General features: G+C 69.9%; 14 protein-coding genes. 7 read left to right on the forward strand and 7 right to left on the reverse strand.

Going from position 1 to position 18,521, the window contains the following annotated elements; translation table 11 throughout:
* Positions 1–36: 36 nt before the first annotated feature.
* A complete protein-coding gene (locus ASH02_RS00050; RefSeq protein WP_156409674.1) occupies positions 37–3,417 on the forward strand; it encodes a M4 family metallopeptidase in 3,381 nt (1,126 codons plus the stop codon).
* A 67-nt stretch (positions 3,418–3,484) separates the two neighbouring features.
* Here ASH02_RS00050 and ASH02_RS00055 read toward each other — a convergent pair whose 3' ends face one another.
* Together ASH02_RS00055 and ASH02_RS00060 are read right to left on the reverse strand one after the other, a co-directional pair.
* Complete coding sequence (locus tag ASH02_RS00055) at positions 3,485–4,381, reverse strand: M56 family metallopeptidase (RefSeq protein WP_057294088.1); 897 nt, start codon at positions 4,379–4,381, stop codon at positions 3,485–3,487.
* Between the two features lies 1 nt (position 4,382).
* Positions 4,383–4,847, reverse strand: coding sequence for a BlaI/MecI/CopY family transcriptional regulator (locus ASH02_RS00060; RefSeq protein ID WP_082620761.1), 465 nt, complete (start codon positions 4,845–4,847; stop codon positions 4,383–4,385).
* 83 nt (positions 4,848–4,930) lie between these two features.
* Here ASH02_RS00060 and ASH02_RS00065 point away from each other — a divergent pair, with 83 nt between their 5' ends.
* From ASH02_RS00065 to ASH02_RS00085, 5 genes are all read left to right on the forward strand, one after another.
* Positions 4,931–6,400 (forward strand): cytochrome ubiquinol oxidase subunit I, encoded by a 1,470-nt coding sequence (locus tag ASH02_RS00065; RefSeq protein ID WP_057294089.1) that lies wholly within the window; start codon positions 4,931–4,933, stop codon positions 6,398–6,400.
* Between the two features lie 9 nt (positions 6,401–6,409).
* Positions 6,410–7,429 carry a cytochrome d ubiquinol oxidase subunit II gene (cydB, locus tag ASH02_RS00070; protein ID WP_057294090.1) on the forward strand — a complete coding sequence of 340 codons (1,020 nt, stop codon included), beginning with the start codon at positions 6,410–6,412 and terminating at the stop codon, positions 7,427–7,429.
* Positions 7,426–10,878, forward strand: coding sequence for a thiol reductant ABC exporter subunit CydD (gene cydD / locus ASH02_RS00075; protein ID WP_057294091.1), 3,453 nt, complete (start codon positions 7,426–7,428; stop codon positions 10,876–10,878). Before cydB ends, cydD begins: the two co-directional genes overlap by 4 nt.
* An 80-nt stretch (positions 10,879–10,958) precedes the next feature.
* Positions 10,959–11,762 (forward strand): class I SAM-dependent methyltransferase, encoded by an 804-nt coding sequence (locus ASH02_RS00080; protein ID WP_057294092.1) that lies wholly within the window; start codon positions 10,959–10,961, stop codon positions 11,760–11,762.
* Positions 11,759–12,196: a GNAT family N-acetyltransferase gene (locus ASH02_RS00085; RefSeq protein WP_057294093.1), complete on the forward strand. Its 438-nt coding sequence runs from the start codon at positions 11,759–11,761 to the stop codon at positions 12,194–12,196. The genes ASH02_RS00080 and ASH02_RS00085 overlap by 4 nt, the downstream gene beginning before the upstream one ends.
* An 88-nt stretch (positions 12,197–12,284) precedes the next feature.
* On the opposite strand, the gene ASH02_RS00090 is transcribed toward ASH02_RS00085, so the two are convergent.
* From ASH02_RS00090 to ASH02_RS00110, 5 genes are all read right to left on the reverse strand, one after another.
* On the reverse strand, positions 12,285–13,973 hold the full coding sequence (locus ASH02_RS00090) for a ribonuclease J (protein WP_056678455.1): 1,689 nt from the start codon (positions 13,971–13,973) through the stop codon (positions 12,285–12,287).
* Positions 13,974–13,984: 11 nt separating this feature from the next.
* Positions 13,985–14,884 carry a 4-hydroxy-tetrahydrodipicolinate synthase gene (dapA, locus tag ASH02_RS00095; RefSeq protein ID WP_057294094.1) on the reverse strand — a complete coding sequence of 300 codons (900 nt, stop codon included), beginning with the start codon at positions 14,882–14,884 and terminating at the stop codon, positions 13,985–13,987.
* Positions 14,885–14,963: 79 nt separating this feature from the next.
* Entirely contained in the window at positions 14,964–15,887 is a 924-nt protein-coding gene (locus tag ASH02_RS00100; RefSeq protein ID WP_056891191.1) for an LLM class F420-dependent oxidoreductase, read from the reverse strand.
* 41 nt (positions 15,888–15,928) lie between these two features.
* Positions 15,929–16,825 (reverse strand): dihydrofolate reductase, encoded by an 897-nt coding sequence (locus ASH02_RS26790; protein WP_235530083.1) that lies wholly within the window; start codon positions 16,823–16,825, stop codon positions 15,929–15,931.
* Between the two features lie 82 nt (positions 16,826–16,907).
* Entirely contained in the window at positions 16,908–17,717 is an 810-nt protein-coding gene (locus tag ASH02_RS00110; RefSeq protein ID WP_056678465.1) for a thymidylate synthase, read from the reverse strand.
* A 34-nt stretch (positions 17,718–17,751) separates the two neighbouring features.
* On the opposite strand from ASH02_RS00110, the gene ASH02_RS00115 reads away from it, so the two are divergent.
* Complete coding sequence (locus ASH02_RS00115) at positions 17,752–18,519, forward strand: acyl-CoA thioester hydrolase/BAAT C-terminal domain-containing protein (protein WP_056891192.1); 768 nt, start codon at positions 17,752–17,754, stop codon at positions 18,517–18,519.
* Positions 18,520–18,521 lie beyond the last annotated feature (2 nt).

The raw sequence follows: 18,521 nt of genomic DNA on the forward strand, positions 1-18,521 counted from the left end.
GCCCTGACCTCGGAAAGACTATTGGAGGGCACCATCGTGAAGTTCCTCAGGCAGGGCATCGCCCTAGCCGTCGTCGGGGCTGGCCTGGCCGCGGTCCCAGGGCTCAGCGCCACCGCCTCACCCGTACCGGCCCAGGACGACAAGTCCCTGGTCCAGCAGATGCGCAGCACCGCTGACGGTTCCACCAAGATCAGCGCTGAAGGCGCCACCGGCAAGGTCGGCTTCGTCCGGGCGGCCCGCGGCGGCGACCTCATGCCGAGCCAGAACGGCACACCGGCTGCGAAGGCCGACGCCTACCTCGACAAGTACGCCGAGGCGTTCGGTGCGCCGCGTGGCCAGCTGGTCCGCGACAGCATCGCCAAGAACGACCTCGGCACGAGCGTCGCCTACGTGCAGGAGTACAAGGGCGTTCCGGTGTTCGGCACGCTGATCCGGGCGTTCGTCGACAAGGGTGGCGACCTCACCAGCGTGAACGGCGAGGCAGTGCCCGACCTCAACCTCTCGGTGACCCCCAAGATCACCGAGGCGGAGGCAGGCAAGCGCGCGGTCACCCTGGTCAAGGCGCAACCGCCGACCACCGACGGCAAGTCTGACACCTCCGGGGTGAAGGCGAAGACCACCACGCTGACCGTCTACCGCAGCGGCCTGGTGCAGGGCGTCAAGGGCAAGAGCCAACTGGTCTACCAGGTCGAGGTCACCAACGAGAAGAACGTGCGCGACATGGTCTTCCTCAACGCCGACACCGGCAAGGTGGTCAACCGCTACTCCACGATCGACAATGCCCTCGACCGGGAGCTCTACGAGGCTGACGCCAACCGCAACCTCACCCTGGTCTGGAAGGAGGGCGACGCCCTCCCCGGCACGCTCAACGAGGACCAGGAGAGCATGGTCCGTTCCACCGGCGACGCGTTCTGGTTCTTCAAGAACAGCTTCGGCCGCGACTCCTACGACGCCAACGGCGCGAAGATGCGCACGATCAACAACGACCCCGCCATCCAGTGTCCCAACGCCAACTGGAACGGCGTGACCACCAACTACTGCGACGGCGTCTCCTCCGACGACGTCGTGGCACACGAGTGGGGCCACGCCTACACCGAGTACACCCACGGCCTGATCTACCAGTGGCAGTCCGGCGCGCTCAACGAGGGCTACTCCGACGTCTGGGGTGAGACCGTCGACCTGATCAACGGCCGCCTCGACGAGGGCGAGGGCGACCTGACCAAGAAGCGCACAGTAGGCATGTGCTCCTCGCACTCCGCTGCCAACCCGCTGGTCACCATCAACTCCCCGGCAACCATCGCCAAGGACTGCCTGACCGGTGGCTACATGGGCCCGGTCATCGACGCGCCGATCACCAGCGACGTCGTCATCGCCGCCGACGCGGTCGAGCCCGACGGCGGCACGGCCACCGACGGCTGCTCGCCGTACACCAACGCGGCCGACGTGGCCGGCAAGATCGTCATGGTCGACCGTGGCCTGTGCACGTTCGTCGCGAAGGCCGAGATCGCCCGCGACGCCGGTGCTGCAGCACTGATCATCGGCAACCGTGACGACAGCCCGATCGGCTTCAGCAGCCCCGACACCACCCTGCCGCCGACCGCCTCCATCGGTCTGACCGACCGTGAGTCGATCCGCAGCACCATCGCCAGCGGCACCCCGGTCAGCGTCACGCTGTCCGACGCCAGCGGCACCCGTGAGGACTCCTACCGCTGGTTGATCGGTGAGAAGAGCGAAGCGTTCGGCGGCGCGATCCGCGACATGTGGAACCCCACCTGTTACGGCGACCCCGGCAAGGTCTCGGACGCTGAGTACAAGTGCTCGACCGACGACAACGGCGGCGTCCACGGCAACTCGGGCGTCGTCAACCACGGCTACGCCCTGCTGGTCGACGGTGGCACCTACAACGCCACCGCGGTGAGGGGCATCGGCCTCGACAAGGCAGCGGCCATCTACTACCAGGCGATGACCGTCTACCAGACGCCGGTGAGCAACTTCACCGACCACGCGAACTCACTCGAGGCCTCCTGCGCCGACCTGACCAACAAGGCGATCAAGAAGCTCTCGACGCGGGAGAACGACTCGAAGGTCAACTACGACAAGATCACCGCCGACGACTGCGCACAGGTCGCGGCGATGACCAAGGCGGTCGAGTTCCGCCTCGACCCGACCGAGGAGTGCGGCTGGCAGCCGCTGCTCGCCCCGAACGCCCCCGCCGTGTGTGGCGAGGGCTTCGAGACCCAGGAGATCTTCTCCGAGGACTTCGAGTCGGGCATGGACGGCTGGACCCTCTCGGGCGAGACCGTCAACGGGTCGTACCCGGAGCCCGCTGACTGGGCGACCACCTCGGAGTACCGCGGTGACCACACCAGCTCGGTGGCCAAGGGCAACACCCCCGACCAGGGCGACTGCGCCGGCAACGACATCTCCAGTGCGAACTACATGACCAGTGACGCGATCGCGATTCCGGACGACGCCTCGGCGCCCCGGATGACCTTCGAGCACTACATCGCCACGGAGACCGGCTACGACGGCGGCAACGTGCGGATCAGTGTCAACGACGGGGAGTTCGTGCCGGTTCCGGCCGACGCGTTCACCTTCAACGGTCCCCTGCAGATCTCCACGGAGGCAGAGCAGAACACGAACCCGCTGGCCGGCGAGCCGGGCTTCACCGGCACCGACCCCGGTACGCCGTTCGGCAGCTGGGGCGAGTCGCAGATCGACCTGGCCGCGGCCGGTGTCTCGGCCGGCGACTCGGTCGAGCTCCAGTTCGCGATCGGTCGTGACGGCTGCGGCGGAGTCGACGGCTGGTACGTCGACAACATCGAGGTCCTCACCTGCGAGATCGCCGCGGACATCACCGCGACCGTCTCACCGGCCAGGCCGAAGTACGGCACGGCGGCTTCGGTGAAGGTCAACGTCACCTCGATCGGCGACGACATCCCCACCGGTGACGTCACCGTCACCGAGGGCGACACCGAGCTCGGCACTGCCACGCTGAACGGCATCGCCGCCGCATCGATCGCCCTGCCCAAGACGCTGTCGGTCGGCAAGCACACGCTGACCGTCACCTACTCCGGTGACGACAACTTCAGCGAGTCGACGGCAACCCTGGACGTGACGGTGGCCAAGGCCACGGGCGTGGTCAGCGCGACGGCCAAGCCGTCGACCATCCGGAGGGCCCAGACCAGCACCGTCACGGTGACGGTCAAGGCTGCCGGCGTCTCGCCGACGGGCAAGGTCACGATCGTCAAGGGAGCCAAGGTGCTCGGCTCGGCCACGCTGAGCTCCGGCAGGGCGACGATCCGGGTCGCGGGCTCCAAGCTCGTGATCGGCAAGAACAAGCTGACCGCCAAGTACGCCGGTTCGGCGACCGTGGCGGCCGGCGCGAAGGCCTTCGTCATCACGGTCACTCGTTGACCCCATGACGGCCTGATGCATTGACGCGTGGCCCCGCCGGGTTCGTCCGGCGGGGCCACGTGGCATTTCAGGCGAGCGAGTGGAACCAGGGGACGACGACGAACGCGGTCGGCAGGGCGAGTACGCCGGACGCGGCCACCACGAGCAACGTGGCCTGGAAGCGGTGCTCTCCCACGTCGCGCAGCAACGTGACCCTGGTGACCAGGCTCGAACCGCTCGCCGCGGAGCTCCCGCCGACTGCCACTCCCGACGCACCGAGAGCCGCCGCAGGGGCACGCCCCTCGGCGAGGGCGACCAACGCACGGGCCAACGGCATGGCACCGGAGACCCGGGCCGCCGCACGGTCGGCGAGCACCTCGGCCAGCAGCTGCACCTCGGCCAGCGCCGCCTCGCTCGAGACCCAGCGCGGGAAGGCGCGATGCAGCACGCTGAACGCCTCGAGCACGAGGTCGTGCCGGGCCCGGAGGTGGGCGCGCTCGTGGGCCAGCACCGCCTCCACCTCGCCGGTCTCGAGGCGATCGAGCGCACCGGCCGAGACCACGACCCGGGCGCCGTTCATGCCCGGCACGCAGTAGGCCACCGGCACGTCGTGCTCGAGGACACGTGCCCCCGGGCCGTCGTACGACAGCAGGTCGAGCTGCCTGCGGTGCCGCCGGCGCAGGGCGCGCAGCGTCGTGCCGACCTGGTGTCCGCTGAGCAGCAGTCGACCGACGACGATGACCGTGAGGGTCAGCGCGACTCCGGCGACGACGAAGCCGAACACGCTCGGCTCCTGGCGCCACGCGTGGTCGGTGACCAGGGAGAGCCCGGCACCGACCGCCGCGAGCACCGCGCCGAGCGCGACGCTCTGCCACAGCAGCATCGCGGCCCGCGGCGTGCGACGCAGCACGTGCCACCGAGCCATCAGCGAGGGCACCGGGCCGGCGAGGAGCACGGCCAGGGCACCCAGGACCAGGGTGGTCATGTCAGGAGTCGGCCGGGTCGACCCGCGAGAGCTCGGCAAGGGCCTGCTTGAGGGCCGCGATGTCGTCGGCGCTGGCCTCCTCGACGAAGGCGACGAGCGCGGACTGGCGGCTGTCACGGCCGAAGTCGGTGAGCGTCTCGCGCATCAGCTCGGCGGTCATGCTGCCCCGGGACGCGGCAGCGCGGTAACGGTACGCCCGACCGTCACGCTCCTGGTGCACGACGTCCTTCTTGGCCAGCCGGTCGAGCACGGTCATCACGGTCGTGTAGGCGATGTCGCGAGTGCCGGCGAGCTCGGCGTGCACCTCGCGCACGGTGCACGACTCCTGCTCGGGTCGCGACCACAGCACCTCCATCACCGCACGCTCGAGGTCACCCAACCGTGAAGGCGGCCGGGCGGCCTGGCGCTGGCGTGAGGGTTCGCCGGACGTGGGGCGGGCGACGGCGCGTCGTTTCGCTGCGGGCATGGAAACGATTGTACCTACGGCTCCAGTCGTACTACGCTCGGTAGTACCTACTACTCGTTGTCGTAGAACAGGGAGTCACCCGCATGGACGTCGTCGACATCGCACGCTGGCAGTTCGGAATCATCACCGTCTACCACTTCCTGTTCGTGCCGATCACGATCGGTCTCTCCGCGATGATCGCGATCTTCGAGACGATGTGGATCCGCACGAACAACCCGACGTACCTGCGGCTGACGAAGTTCTTCGGCAAGCTCTTCCTGATCAACTTCGCGATCGGCGTCGTGACCGGCATCGTCCAGGAGTTCCAGTTCGGGATGAACTGGTCGGACTACTCGCGCTTCGTCGGTGACGTGTTCGGCTCGTTCCTGGCCATCGAGGGACTGCTCGCCTTCTTCCTGGAGTCGACGTTCCTCGGCCTGTGGATCTTCGGCTGGGACAAGCTCCCCCGCTGGATGCACGCCGCCTGCATGTGGATCGTGCACATCGGCACCCTGCTGTCGTCGTACTTCATCCTGGCCGCCAACTCGTGGATGCAGCACCCGGTCGGCCACACCTACAACCCCGAAACGGGTCGCGCGGAGCTCACCGACTTCTGGGCGGTGATGTTCAACAAGGTCCAGCTGGTCGCGTTCCCGCACGTGATCACCGCCTGCTACCTGACCGGTGGCGCGTTCGTGCTGGGCATCTCCGCGTGGCTCTACCTGCGCCGCCGTACGCCGGACGGGGACCGGCCGGTCTACCTCACCGGCGCCCGCATCAGTGCGTGGATCGTCCTCGTCGCCGGGGTCGGCGTGGCGATCACCGGCGACCTGCAGGGCAAGGTGATGACCGAGGTGCAGCCGATGAAGATGGCCGCCGCCGAGGGGCTCTACGAGACCTCCGAGTCGTGCGCGCCGTTCTCGGTCTTCACCGTCGGTACGCCGGACGGCCGCCACGAGAAGTTCGCGGTCACCGTGCCCTGCCTGCTCTCGTTCCTCGGCACCGGCACGTTCGACGGCAAGGTCGAGGGGATCAACCCGCTGCGCGAGAAGTACGCCGAGCAGTACGGCACCGACCCCGGTGCGACGTACTACCACCCGGAGGACTACGTGCCGGTGATCCCGGTGACCTACTGGTCGTTCCGCTTCATGATCGGGCTCGGCATGTCGGCTGCCGCCGGCGCCGCCCTGCTGCTCTGGGTCATGCGTGGCGGACGACGTCCGCGTTCGAAGTGGTGGGGCGTGCTTGCGCTGTCGCTGCCGTTCCTGGCCGTCTTCGGCAACTCCTTCGGCTGGATCTTCACCGAGATGGGCCGCCAGCCCTGGGTGGTCTACGGGTTGATGACCGTCGACAACGCGGTCTCCCCCGGTGTCTCGGTCGGCGAGGCGCTGACCTCGGTGATCGTGCTGACCTCGCTCTACGCAGTGCTGGCGGTGATCGAGTTCGGGTTGCTGGTCAAGTACGCCAAGGCCGGCGCCGAGCCGTTCGTCGAGCCACCGGACCCGAGCCTGCGCGGACCGTCGAGCGGTTCCGACGGCTCCGACGACGACGCACCCCTGACGTTCGCCTACTAGGAGACGACCATGGAACTCACCACCGTCTGGTTCATCCTGATCGCCGTTCTGTGGATCGGCTACTTCACCCTCGAGGGCTTCGACTTCGGCGTCGGCATGCTGCTGCCGGTGCTGGCCCGCGACGACACCGAGCGCCGGGTCATGATCAACACGATCGGCCCGGTCTGGGACGGCAACGAGGTGTGGGTGCTGGTCGCCGGCGGCGCCACGTTTGCCGCGTTCCCGGAGTGGTACGCCACGATGTTCAGCGGGTTCTACCTGCCCCTGCTGGTGATTCTCGTGGCGCTGATCGTGCGCGGCCTGGCCTTCGAGTACCGCCACAAGCGGCCGGAGGCACAGTGGAAGGCCAACTGGGACCGGGCGATCATCTACGGCTCGCTGGTGCCGGCATTCGTGTGGGGTGTCGCGTTCGCGAACATCCTGCGCGGTGTGCCGCTGGACGCCGACCACGAGTTCACCGGATCCGTGCTGACCCTGCTCAACCCGTTCGGCCTTCTCGGCGGGTTGACCACCACCCTGCTCTTCCTGACCCACGGCGCGATGTTCGTGGCGCTCAAGACCGACGGCGAGATCCGGCACCGGGCGCGGGCGCTCGCCTGCCGCCTCGGTGCGGGCGCAGCCGTCGTCGCCGTCGTGTTCATGCTCTGGGCCCAGTCGTTGAGCGGTACGACGGGCAGCGCGGTCGCCTTCGCCGTCGCGGCCCTCACGTTGCTGGCGGCACTGGTGGCGGCGGCTCGCGGCCGCGAGGGCTGGGCGTTCACGGGCACCTTCGTCACCATCGGCCTCGCGGTGACCGGATTGTTCCTGGCGCTCTTCCCCGACGTGATGCCCTCGAGCACCGACGCCGCGTTCTCCCTCACGTCGACGAACGCGGCGGCCACGGCGTACACCCTGAAGGTGATGACGTGGGTCGCGGTGATGTTCACGCCGCTGGTGATCGGCTACCAGGCGTGGAGCTACTGGGTGTTCCGCAAGCGGATCGCGGTGCACCACATCCCGACACCGGCTCCCGAGGCGGCCGCGTCGTGAGGCCACTCGATCCGCGGGTCCTGCCCCACCTGCGTCCGGCCCGGCTGCCGCTGGCGGTGGTCGTGGGTGCCAGTGCGCTCGGCGGCGCCCTCGTCGTGGCGCAGGCGTTCGCGGGTGCCGCCCTGGTCGCCGGGGTCCTCGCCTCCCCGTCGGGTGAGGGTTGGCACCGGGCTGCCTGGTGGTTCGCGGGCATCACGACCGCCCGAGCCGTCGTCGGCCTGCTGGTCGACACGGCGGCGAGCCGGGCCGCCGGTCGGGTGGGCAACCGGTTGCGGCGCCTGGTCCTCGAGGCGACCCTGCGCCTGTCGCCGCGTGATCTCGGCCGGCGACGTCGCGGCGAGCTCGCCACCCTGGCCACCCGCGGCGTGAGCGCCGTCGAGCCCTACCTCACCCGCTACCTGCCGGCCTTGGTGCTGGCCGCCGTGCTGCCGGTGCTGACCCTTGCCGCCATCGCCACGCAGGACCTTCTCAGCGCGCTGATCGTGCTGCTCACCCTGCCGCTGCTCCCGGTCTTCGCGATCCTGATCGGTCTCACCACCCGCGACAGGGCCGACCGGCAGTGGCAGGCGCTGGGCACCCTTGCCGGTCACTTCCTCGACGTGGTGCGCGGACTGCCCACGCTGGTCGCGCACCGCCGGGCCTCCGCACAGGTGCCGCAGATCCGCGCCGTGACCGAGCGCTACCGGCGCACCTCGGCCGACACTCTCAAGCTGGCCTTCGCCTCGTCGGCCGCCCTCGAGCTGATCGCGACCATCTCGGTGGCGCTGGTCGCCGTCAGCGTCGGGCTGCGTCTCGCCGGTGGGTCGATGGACCTCCGGACCGCGCTCGTCGTACTCCTCCTGGCGCCGGAGGCCTACTGGCCGCTGCGTCGCGTCGGCGCCGAGTACCACGCCGCCGCCGAGGGCACCGCCACCTTCGACGCCATCTCCTCCCTCACACGAACCGGCAATTCTTGTGTCGCGAACCGTGGATTCTTGATGCCCGAACCGGCATTTCTTTATGGCTCGCCCCGGACCATCCGACTCGACGAGGTCGCGCTGGCCTGGCCCGACCACGACCCGATCGTGCGCGGCCTGACCGCCCGCCTGCTGCCGGGAACGATCACCGCGATCGTCGGGCCCTCGGGCTGCGGCAAGAGCACGCTGGTGCAGGCGCTGCTCGGCGAACTGCCACTCTCCGGTGGCATGGTGCGGGTCGGCGCCGACGACCTGTCGGCGGTCGACCGTACGGCGTGGCGCGGTCGCGTCGCCCACCTGCCACAGCGCCCGTGGCTGTTCGCCGACACGATCGCGGCCAACCTGCGCATCGGCCGGCCCGAGGCCAGCGACGCGGATCTGTACGCCGCACTCGCCGCCGTCGACCTCGCAGAGTTCGTCGCGGACCTGCCCGACGGACTCGGGACACGGCTCGGCGAGGAGGGCCTCGGGCTCTCTGCCGGACAGCGCGCGCGGCTCGGGCTGGCCCGGGTGGTCCTCGCTGCGCGGCCGTACGTCGTGCTCGACGAACCGACCGCGCATCTTGACGCGCACACCGAGCGCACGATGCTCGACGTGATCCGCCTGCTGGCCGAGACCAGCACGGTGATCGTCGTCGCGCACAAGGATGCGGTGGTCGACATTGCCGACCAGGTCATCGACCTCGGGCCGCTCGGTCGAGTGAGGGCGGGCGAACTGGTGACAGGTCGGCGCGAACTGGCGACGGGTCGAGGCGAACTGGCGACAGGTCGACGCGTCTCGTCGGGGGTCGAACCCGCCGCGCCCGCCGCGCCCGCCGAGCCCGTTGCTCCGGCCGAGGCTGCCGGCTGGTCCACACGCATCCCCGTGCCCACTGCGCTCAGGTGGGCGCTCGTGGTCGTCTTGGCCACGCTGGCCGCGGCGTCCGGTGTCGCGTTGACCGCCACGGCCGGCTGGCTGATCGCCCGCAGCGCCGAGCAGCCGCCGGTCCTGATGCTGACCGTCGCGATCGTCGGAGTCCGCACGTTCGGCCTGGCCCGTCCGGCCCTGCGCTACGTCGAGCGCCTGCTGGGCCACGACCTCGCCCTACGCACCCTGGCCAGCCGCAGGAGTCGCATCTTCGAGCAGCTCATCCCGCTCGTCCCCGGCCGACTCGGCCGACACGGCGACGTGCTCACCGGGGTCGTCGACGACGTCGACGCGCGCCTCGACCACCTGCTCCGGGTCCGTCTGCCGTTGGCCACCTGGCTGGGTGTCTCGGCGTTGTCCGGGATGCTCACCTGGGTCGTGCTGCCACGCGCCGTGGCGCCGGTGCTGGCCGTGGCACTCATCGGTGGCACCGGCGCACTCGTCATCGGCTGGGCCGGTGCCAGACGGCACGAGCCAGGCTTCGTCGAGGCGCGCGCCGACGTAGGCCGTCGCGCGTCCGACGTGGTCGGCTCGGCTCGGCAGCTCGTGCTCTGGGGTGCAGGCACGACGACCCTCGACCGCGTGGACCGCGCCGCGACACACCTCGACCGGCACTCCCGGGCCAGCGCCACTGGCGTGGCATCCGGCCGCTCGATCGCCCTGCTCAGCGCCGGTCTAGGCACGGTGGCCGTGGCCGTCGTGGGTTCCCCGGCGATGGCCGAGGGCCGGCTGAGCAGCCCGATGCTGGCGCTGCTCATGCTCCTCCCCCTGGCGCTCGCCGAGGTGACGTCGCCGCTGGCCGACGCCGGGGCGCTCTGGGTGCGCACCCGGGCCGCCGAGCAGCGCCTCGCAGCACTCACCGCCACGCCGCCGGCCGTCGTCGACCCCGAGGTCGTCGCGCCACTTCCGCAGTCGCCGCACACCGTCACCCTTGCCGACGCCTCGATCTCCTGGCAGGACGGAGTGGACGCCGTACGACACCTGTCCCTCGACCTCCCACCCGGTGCACTGGTCGGCGTCACCGGTCCCTCGGGCTCCGGCAAGTCGACCCTGGCCCTCGCGCTGATGAAGCTGCTGCCTGTCACCGCCGGCACGCACACGATCGACGGGGTCCGAGTCGCCGACCTCGCCGGGGACGACGTACGCCGGGTGGTCGGCCTGCTGGACGACGATCCGTACCTGTTCGGGTCCACGGTCGTCGAGAACGTGCGCCTGGCCGAGCCGGCAGCCACTGACCTGGAGGTCGAGCTGGCCCTGCGCGCGGCCCACCTGGGCGACTGGATCGACACCCTCCCCGACGGCCTGCACACCCGCATCGGTGACAGCGGGGTCGAGGTCTCCGGTGGCGAGCGCGCCCGGATCGGCCTGGCCCGCGCGGTCCTCGCCCGCCGCGACGTGCTGGTGCTCGACGAGCCGACGGCTCACCTCGACACCGCGACCGCACGGGCCGTGGCCGCCGACCTGCTGGCCGCCAACACCGGCCGCAGCCTGGTCTGGATCACCCACGACACCGTGGGCCTCGACGCGATGGACCACGTCGTGCGGTTGGGCGATCCGGCCGAGGCGCCCGTCGGGGTGGCCGGCTGAGCGGTCCGCGGTGGCCCGGCGTCGTGACAGGTCCGTTGAACGACGCAGGGCCATCGCTGGAGGGCACTAGGGTGGCGCCGATGACCACCGACACCCGCGGATCCCGCCACTGGTCCGGCCTGGCCGGCGCCTACGCCGACACGTTCGCGCACTACTGCGCCGGCACCATCCCGGCCGTTCTCGAGCGGGCGGTCGTCCCAGGTGCCTGCGACGTACTCGAGGTGGGAGCAGGCACCGGCCTGTTGTCGGCCCGGCTCGTCGAGACCGGCGTCCGGCTGACCGCCACGGAGCCGGACGCGGACATGCTGGTGATCGCACGGGACGCCCTGCCCGACGGCACCGACCTGATTCGTGCCGGGCTGCCGGGGTTGCCGTTCCGGGCCGGGCGGTTCGACGTCGTGATCGCCAACTTCGTGATCAACCACGTGGGCGATCCGCGCGCCGGAGTGGCGGAGCTGGCGCGCGTCGCGCGACCCGGCGGCCGGGTGCTCTTCACCGTGTGGCCCTCAGGCCCCACGGTCCAGGCCGAGCTGTTCGCCCGCGTGCTGGCGGAGGCAGGGGTGACTCCCCCGCCCTCCGACATGTTGCCGCCGCACCTCGACTTCGAGCGCTCCCCTGAAGGCGTCGCCGCGCTCTGCGACGACGCCGGCCTGACCGATGCCTCCGTCACCGAGGTCGCGATCCGCTGGCGGATCCACCCCGACGACTTCTGGCGCGGGATCGAGGCCGGCATCGGCGTCATCGGCAGGACCGTGCAGTCACAACCTGACGAGGCGCGTGCCCGCCTGCGCGCGTCGTACGACGACCTCAGCCGCGACCTGCTCGACGGCGACGACCTGGTGTTTCCCGCAACCGCACTGCTGGCCGAAGGAGAGAAGGCATGAGCGTCACCGTCGGACCCCTGGAGGCGGGAGACCGCGTCCAGTGGGGGTCCCTGTTCACCGGCTACCTCGAGTTCTACGAGTCGGCGTTGCCCCAGCAGGTCTACGACCGCAACTGGGAGGCGTTCGCCGCGGACGACACCTTGCATGCCCTCGGTGCGCGGATCGACGGACGGCTGGTCGGCATCACGCATTTCCTCACCCACGCCGACACCTGGGGTGACGACGTCTGCTACCTCGAGGACCTCTTCAGCGCCTCCGACGTACGCGGCAAGGGTGTGGCGCGGGCGCTGATCGAGGCGGTCGCCGCGTGGGCCTCCGCGCACGGCTGCGCCAAGCTCTACTGGCACACACACGAGACCAACGCGACGGCGCGGCTGCTCTACGACAAGGTGGCCGAGAACCGCGGGTTCATCCGCTACCAGCGCGCGCTCTGACCCAGGGCGAAACCCAGGGCGAAACTCGGGACGTCCTGCGTTCCGGCTGCCGGGGCAACCACGACGCAGGACGTCCTGACGACGCGGGTCAGGCCTCGATGACGACCGGGACGATCATCGGACGGCGGCGGTGCTTGTTGCTCACCCAACGCCCGATGACCCGGCGGATCGACTGCTGCAACTGGTGGCTGTCGTTGACGCCCTCGGCCATCGCCTTGTCGAGCGCGTCGATGATCGGCTTCTTGATCGCGTCGAACGTCGAGTCGTCCTCGGCGAAGCCACGCGCGTGGATCTCGGGGCCGCTGACCACCTTGCCGGACTGCGAGTCGACGACCACGATCACAGAGATGAAGCCCTCCTCGCCGAGGATGCGGCGGTCCTTGAGCGACGACTCGGTGATGTCGCCCACCGACGTGCCGTCGACGAAGACGTAGCCGCACGGCACCTTGCCGGCGATCTCGGCCTTGCCGTCGATCAGGTCGACCACGACGCCGTCCTCGGCGATGACGACGTTCTCGACGCCGGTCTCACGGGCCAGGGCGGCGTTGGCGCGCATGTGCCGGATCTCGCCGTGGATCGGCAGCACGTTCTTCGGCTTCACGATGTTGTAGCAGTAGAGCAGCTCACCGGCGCTGGCGTGGCCGCTGACGTGGACGAGGGCGTTGCCCTTGTGCACGACGTTGGCGCCCCACCGGGCGAGTCCGTTGATCACCCGGTAGACAGCGTTCTCGTTGCCGGGGATCAGCGACGAGGCCAGGACGACGGTGTCGCCCTCCTCGATGTGCACGAAGTTGTGGTTGCGCTGGGCGATCCGCGACAGGGCACTCAGCGGCTCACCCTGGGAGCCGGTCGAGATCAACACCTGCTTGTGCGGCGCGAGGTCGGCCAGCTCCTTGGCGTCGACGATCACGCCCGGCGGCACCTTGAGGTAGCCGAGCTCCTTGGCGATCGCCATGTTGCGCACCATCGAGCGGCCGACGTACGCGACCTTGCGGCCGTGGGCCACCGCGGCGTCGAGCACCTGCTGCACGCGGTGGATGTGGGAGGCGAAGCAGGCCACGATGATGCGCTGGTCGCGCGACTTGTGGAAGACGCTGTCGAGCACCGGCCCGATGCTCTTCTCGGTCGTCGTGAAGCCGGGCACCTCGGCGTTGGTCGAGTCGGTCATGAAGAGGTCGACGCCCTCGTCTCCGAGCCGGGCGAACGCGTTGAGGTCGGTGATCCGGCCGTCGAGCGGCAGCTGGTCCATCTTGAAGTCGCCGGTGTGCAGCACGAGACCGGCGCCGGTGCGGATCGCCACGGCGAGCGCGTCGGGGATGGAGTGGTTGACCGCGACGAACTCGAGGTCGAACGGCCCGAAGGTGATCGTGTCGCCCTCCTTGACCACGTGGTGCACCGTCTCGCGGAGGCGGTGCTCGCGCAGCTTCGAGCCGAGCAGCGCCAGGGTCAGCTCGGAGCCGACCAGCGGGATGTCGCCGCGTTCGCGGAGGAGGTACGGCGTGGCACCGATGTGGTCCTCGTGGCCATGGGTCAGCACGAGCGCCTCGACCTGGTCGAGGCGGTCACGGATGGACTCGAAGTCGGGCAGGATCAGGTCGACGCCGGGGTGGTGGTCCTCGGGGAACAGGACGCCACAGTCGACGATCAACAGCCGGCCGTCGTACTCGAAGACCGTCATGTTGCGGCCGACCTCGCCGAGGCCGCCCAGCGGGGTGATCCGCAGTCCACCCTCCGGCAGGTCGTGCGGTGCGGAGAGCTCGGGGTGCGGATGGCTCAAAGGGTGCTCCTTCAGATGAGTCCGGATGCCTCGAGCCCCACACGAAGCGCTGCGACTTCGTCGTCGTCGAGTTCGACGAGGGGGCTGCGGACATGCCGGTTGTCGATGACGCCGAGCAGCTGAAGTGCTGCCTTGGCGGTGGTCGCTCCGTAGTTGGGGACGCCCATGACGGCGTCGATCGCGGGGAGCATCCGCGTGAAGATGGTGAGGGCCTCGGCGTGGTCGCCGGCATGGAAGGCGTCGGTCATCGCCTTGATCTGGTTGCCGGCCACGTGGCCGACGACCGAGACCACGCCGGCCGCGCCGTGGGCCAGCCAGCCGAGGTTGGCGATGTCGTCGCCGGAGTAGACCGCGTAGCCGAGCTCGCGCAGGCGTACGCCGCGTGCGAAGTCACCGACCGCGTCCTTCACCGCGATGACCGACTTGATCTTGATCGCCTCAGCATAGGTTTCGAGGGCAATCTGGGTGGCAGTGCGACCCGGGACGTCGTACAGCATCACCGGCACGTCGGTGGCCGTGGCCACCTGCGTGAAGTGGTGGAGCACGCCCTTCTGGGACGGCTTGTTGTAGTAGGGGGTGACCAGCAACAGGCCGTCGGCGCCGTTCTTCTCGGCCTGCTTGGCCAGCTCGATCGAGTGCACGGTGGTGTTGGTGCCAACGCCCGCCACCAGCTTGATGTCGGCTCCGACCGCGTCACGGACCGCCGCCAGGATCTGGCCGTCCTCCTCGACCGTGGTCGTCGGCGACTCGCCGGTGGTGCCGGAGACCACGATGCCGTCGTGGCCGTTGTCGACCAGGTGCTTGGCGATCTTCTGGGTGCCCTCGAAGTCGACGGAGTCGTCGTCGTGGAACGCAGTGGCCATCGCGGTGAGCACGCGACCGAAGGGCGCGTCGGGGGCAGCGGAGGTCATGGGGACAGGCTATCGCTCCCCGGCCCGGACTCCACGCACGACCCGACCGCCATGGGACGTGAGGCTGGTCTCCGAGACCTCAGACGTGCGGCATGACCTCGGCGGCCACGACCTCCAGGTGGTCGAGGTCGGCCAGGTCCAGCACCTGCAGGTAGATCCGCTCCGCGCCGAGCGCCTCGAAGCGCTTGATCTTGGCGATCGCCTCGTCAGGCGTGCCGGCCAGGCCGTTCTCACGGAGCTCGTCGGGCTCGCGACCGATCGCCTCGGCCCGCCGCTTGATCTCGGCCTCGTCGCGGCCCACGCAGAGCACCAGCGCGTTGGACCAGTGCAGCGAAGCGGGGTCGCGGTCGATCGCCTCGCACACTGCGCGGACGCGGCCGAACTGGGTCGCGGTGGTCTCCTCGTCGACGAACGGCAGGTTGAACTCGTCGGCGTAGCGCGCGGCCAGCTCCGGCGTACGACGCTTGCCGAGGCCGCCGATCAGCACCGGCGGCTTCGCCTGCGCGGGCTTGGGCAGCGCCGGGGAGTCGGTGATCGGCCAGGTGGCGCCGTCGTACGAGAACCGCTCCCCCACGGGCGTCGCCCACAGGCCGGTGATGATCGCGAGCTGTTCCTCGAAGCGGTCGAACCGCTCCTTCGTCGACGGGAAGGGAATGCCGTACGCCGAGTGCTCGGCCTCGAACCAGCCCGCCCCGATGCCGAGCTCGACCCGCCCTCGGCTCATCTGGTCGACCTGCGCCACCTGGACCGCCAACGGGCCGGGGTGCCGGAACGTCGCCGACGTCATCAGGGTGCCGAGCCTGATGGTCGTGGTCTCGCGGGCCAGGCCGGCCAGCGTGGTCCACGCGTCGGTGGAGCCGGGCAGGCCCTCGGTGCCCATGCCGAGGTAGTGGTCCGAGCGGAAGAACGCTCCGAAGCCGAGTCGCTCTGCGGCCAGGGCGACCTTCAGGAGGTCGTCGTACGTCGCGCCCTGCTGGGGTTCGGTGAAGACACGGAGTTCCATGCGTTCACCCTGTCATGCGTGCCCCAACGGACGTGGCGCGCTCAGGCCGGGAAGCGCTCGCGCAGCAACGGCAGCACGTGGTGCTCCAGCAGCGGCGCGAGGTCGTCGTACGCGTCGTCGAGGCCCATCCAGCGCATCTCCTCGATCTCGGAGGCGATCACCGGTTCGGCGTCAGGCGTGGTCAGGAACGCGTCGGACTGCACGAGGTGACCGGGCTCGTTGGCGGCCAGCGCGAGAAAGCTGCCGAGCGGAAGCAGCTCGCCGGGCCGGAGTCCGACCTCCTCCTCCGCCTCACGACGGGCGGCATCAATCGGCGCCTCCCCCGGCTCGAACTTGCCGCCCACCAGCATGAACCTGTCGGTGCCTCGCTTGCGGACGGTGAGCACCTGCCGGTCGCGGACGAAGGCGACCGCCGCCACCTCGATCGTGGGCGGCGGCGCGATGCGTTCCCACCAGACCCAGTCGAGCCCGGGGCCGGGGACCCGCTCCTTCTCGGCCCATTCGGCCGGGTCGAAGTCGGGGAAGTGCGCGTCGCCCTCGGGCTCGAGGTCGATCTCGGTGAGCACCTGATGGGTGGCCAGCGGCATCGCCTGCTCGTAGATCTGGGTGCCGCCTGCGATCACGGTGTCGCCGGGTTGGCCGGTGGCCAGGGCCAAGGCCTCCTCGAGCGAGTGCGCGACCAGCACCTGGTCGGCGTACTCGCCGGCGGTCCAGTCACGATCGCGGGTGACCACGATCGTCGTACGCCCGGGCAGTGGCCGGCCGATCGAGTCGTACGTCGCCCGCCCCATCACCAGGGTGTGACCGAGGGTGACCCGCTTGAAGTGCGCGAAGTCCTCGGGGATGCGCCACGGGATCTCGCCCTTGTTGCCGATCACCCGGTTGCCGGCGTACGCCGCCACCATGACCACGCGCCGGTCGGCACCGCAAGGATCCACGATTGGCGCATCAAGAACTGCCGGTTCGCGCATCAAGAATCCACGGCTCGTGTGTGAGCTGCTCGGCGAGGGTGACGTCGCGTCATACGGCGATGGGGGCCTTGATGCCCGGGTGCGGGTCGTAGCCCTCGATCGAGATGTGGTCGAGGTCGAACCCGTCGATCTCGGTCACCGAGCGGTCGAGGTGCAGCGTCGGCAGCGCGCGCGGCTCGCGGGTCAGCTGCAGGCGGGCCTGGTCGAGGTGGTTGGAGTAGAGATGCGCGTCGCCGAGGGTGTGCACGAAGTCGCCGACCTCGAGCCCGGCCACCTGGGCCACCATGTGGGTGAGGAGGGCGTAGGAGGCGATGTTGAACGGCACGCCCAGGAAGACGTCGGCACTGCGCTGGTAGAGCTGGCAGCTCAGACGGCCCGGCCCGTCGTCCTGAGGGGCGACGTAGAACTGGAACATCGTGTGGCACGGCGCCAGCGCCATCTCGGGGATGTCGGCGACGTTCCACGCAGAGACGATGTGGCGGCGGGAGTCAGGGTTGGTGCGGATCTGGTCGATGACCTGCTTGATCTGGTCGACGTGGTGGCCGTCGGGCGTGGGCCAGGAGCGCCACTGGTAGCCGTAGACCGGACCGAGGTCACCGTTGTCGTCGGCCCACTCGTCCCAGATCGTGACGCCGCGGTCCTGGAGCCACTTCACGTTGGTGTCGCCACGCAGGAACCACAGCAGCTCGGCGAACACCGAACGGGTGTGGATCTTCTTCGTGGTCACCATCGGGAAGCCGGCGGAGAGGTCGAAGCGCATCTGGTGCCCGAAGACGCTGCGAGTGCCGGTGCCGGTGCGGTCGTCCTTCTCGACGCCGTCGTCGAGGACACGTTGGACCAGATCGAGGTATGCCTGCACCCCTGCAGCCTACGACGCGTGCTTCCATGGATGGGTGACCCACACCGAACTCGGACTACTGGTCCTTTCCGGATCCTCCGGACGTCTCGAGACGCAGCGGTGCGAGGTGCTCCGCTCCCACGGCATCGCCGCCGAACCGGTCCAGTGGTTCGGCGGCCCCGGCCAGCCCGCCACACCCCGCCGCATCCCCCTGGAGACCTTCCGGGAGCCGCTCGACCGGCTCGCCGGGCAGGCCCGTCGCATCGGCGTCCTGGGTACGTCGTTCGGCGCGGAGGCCGCACTGCTGCTGGCGATCCGCGACATCCGCATCTCCGCTGTCGTGGCGCTCTCCCCCACCTCCGTCGTGTGGGAGACCTCGGACATGGTCGATGACCGGCCGGTGCACGATGCCAAGTGGACCTGGCACGGCGAACCCCTGCCCGGGGTGCCGTACGTCGAGCAGGCCGGACGCGACCTCGCCGACACGTGTGCCCTGCACGAGGCCAGCCTGGCCGAGCTGAACGGGCAGCGTGACGAGGTCACCATCCCGGTCGAGAAGATCGACGCCGACGTGCTCGTCGCTGCCGGAGGGGACGACCGGGTCTGGCCGGCGGGCCGGTTCTGCGAGGAGATCGTCTCGCGCCGGTCCCGGCACGGCCAGGACACGACGTACGTCTTCCACCCGAAGGCCGGCCACCGCGTCGTACTCCCCGGGGAGGTCGCACCCGTCCCGCGGGCCGACCTGCCGCCCGGTGGCACCACCGACGCCGAGCGCGAGCACGGCGAGCAGGTCCTGGACGCACTGCTGGCCCTGGCCCGCTGACC

It is taken from the genome of Nocardioides sp. Soil796, assembly GCF_001429525.1.
Taxonomy (GTDB): Bacteria; Actinomycetota; Actinomycetes; order Propionibacteriales; family Nocardioidaceae; genus Nocardioides.

Excerpts from the sequence above, each read along its gene's own strand:
- ASH02_RS00055 (WP_057294088.1), bottom strand. The coding sequence starts at position 4,381 with ATGACCACCCTGGTCCTGGGTGCCCTGGCCGTGCTCCTCGCCGGCCCG.
- ASH02_RS00060 (WP_082620761.1), bottom strand. The coding sequence starts at position 4,847 with ATGCCCGCAGCGAAACGACGCGCCGTCGCCCGCCCCACGTCCGGCGAA.
- ASH02_RS00065 (WP_057294089.1), top strand. The coding sequence starts at position 4,931 with ATGGACGTCGTCGACATCGCACGCTGGCAGTTCGGAATCATCACCGTC.
- cydB (WP_057294090.1), top strand. The coding sequence starts at position 6,410 with ATGGAACTCACCACCGTCTGGTTCATCCTGATCGCCGTTCTGTGGATC.
- ASH02_RS00080 (WP_057294092.1), top strand. The coding sequence starts at position 10,959 with ATGACCACCGACACCCGCGGATCCCGCCACTGGTCCGGCCTGGCCGGC.
- ASH02_RS00085 (WP_057294093.1), top strand. The coding sequence starts at position 11,759 with ATGAGCGTCACCGTCGGACCCCTGGAGGCGGGAGACCGCGTCCAGTGG.
- dapA (WP_057294094.1), bottom strand. The coding sequence starts at position 14,884 with ATGACCTCCGCTGCCCCCGACGCGCCCTTCGGTCGCGTGCTCACCGCG.
- ASH02_RS00100 (WP_056891191.1), bottom strand. The coding sequence starts at position 15,887 with ATGGAACTCCGTGTCTTCACCGAACCCCAGCAGGGCGCGACGTACGAC.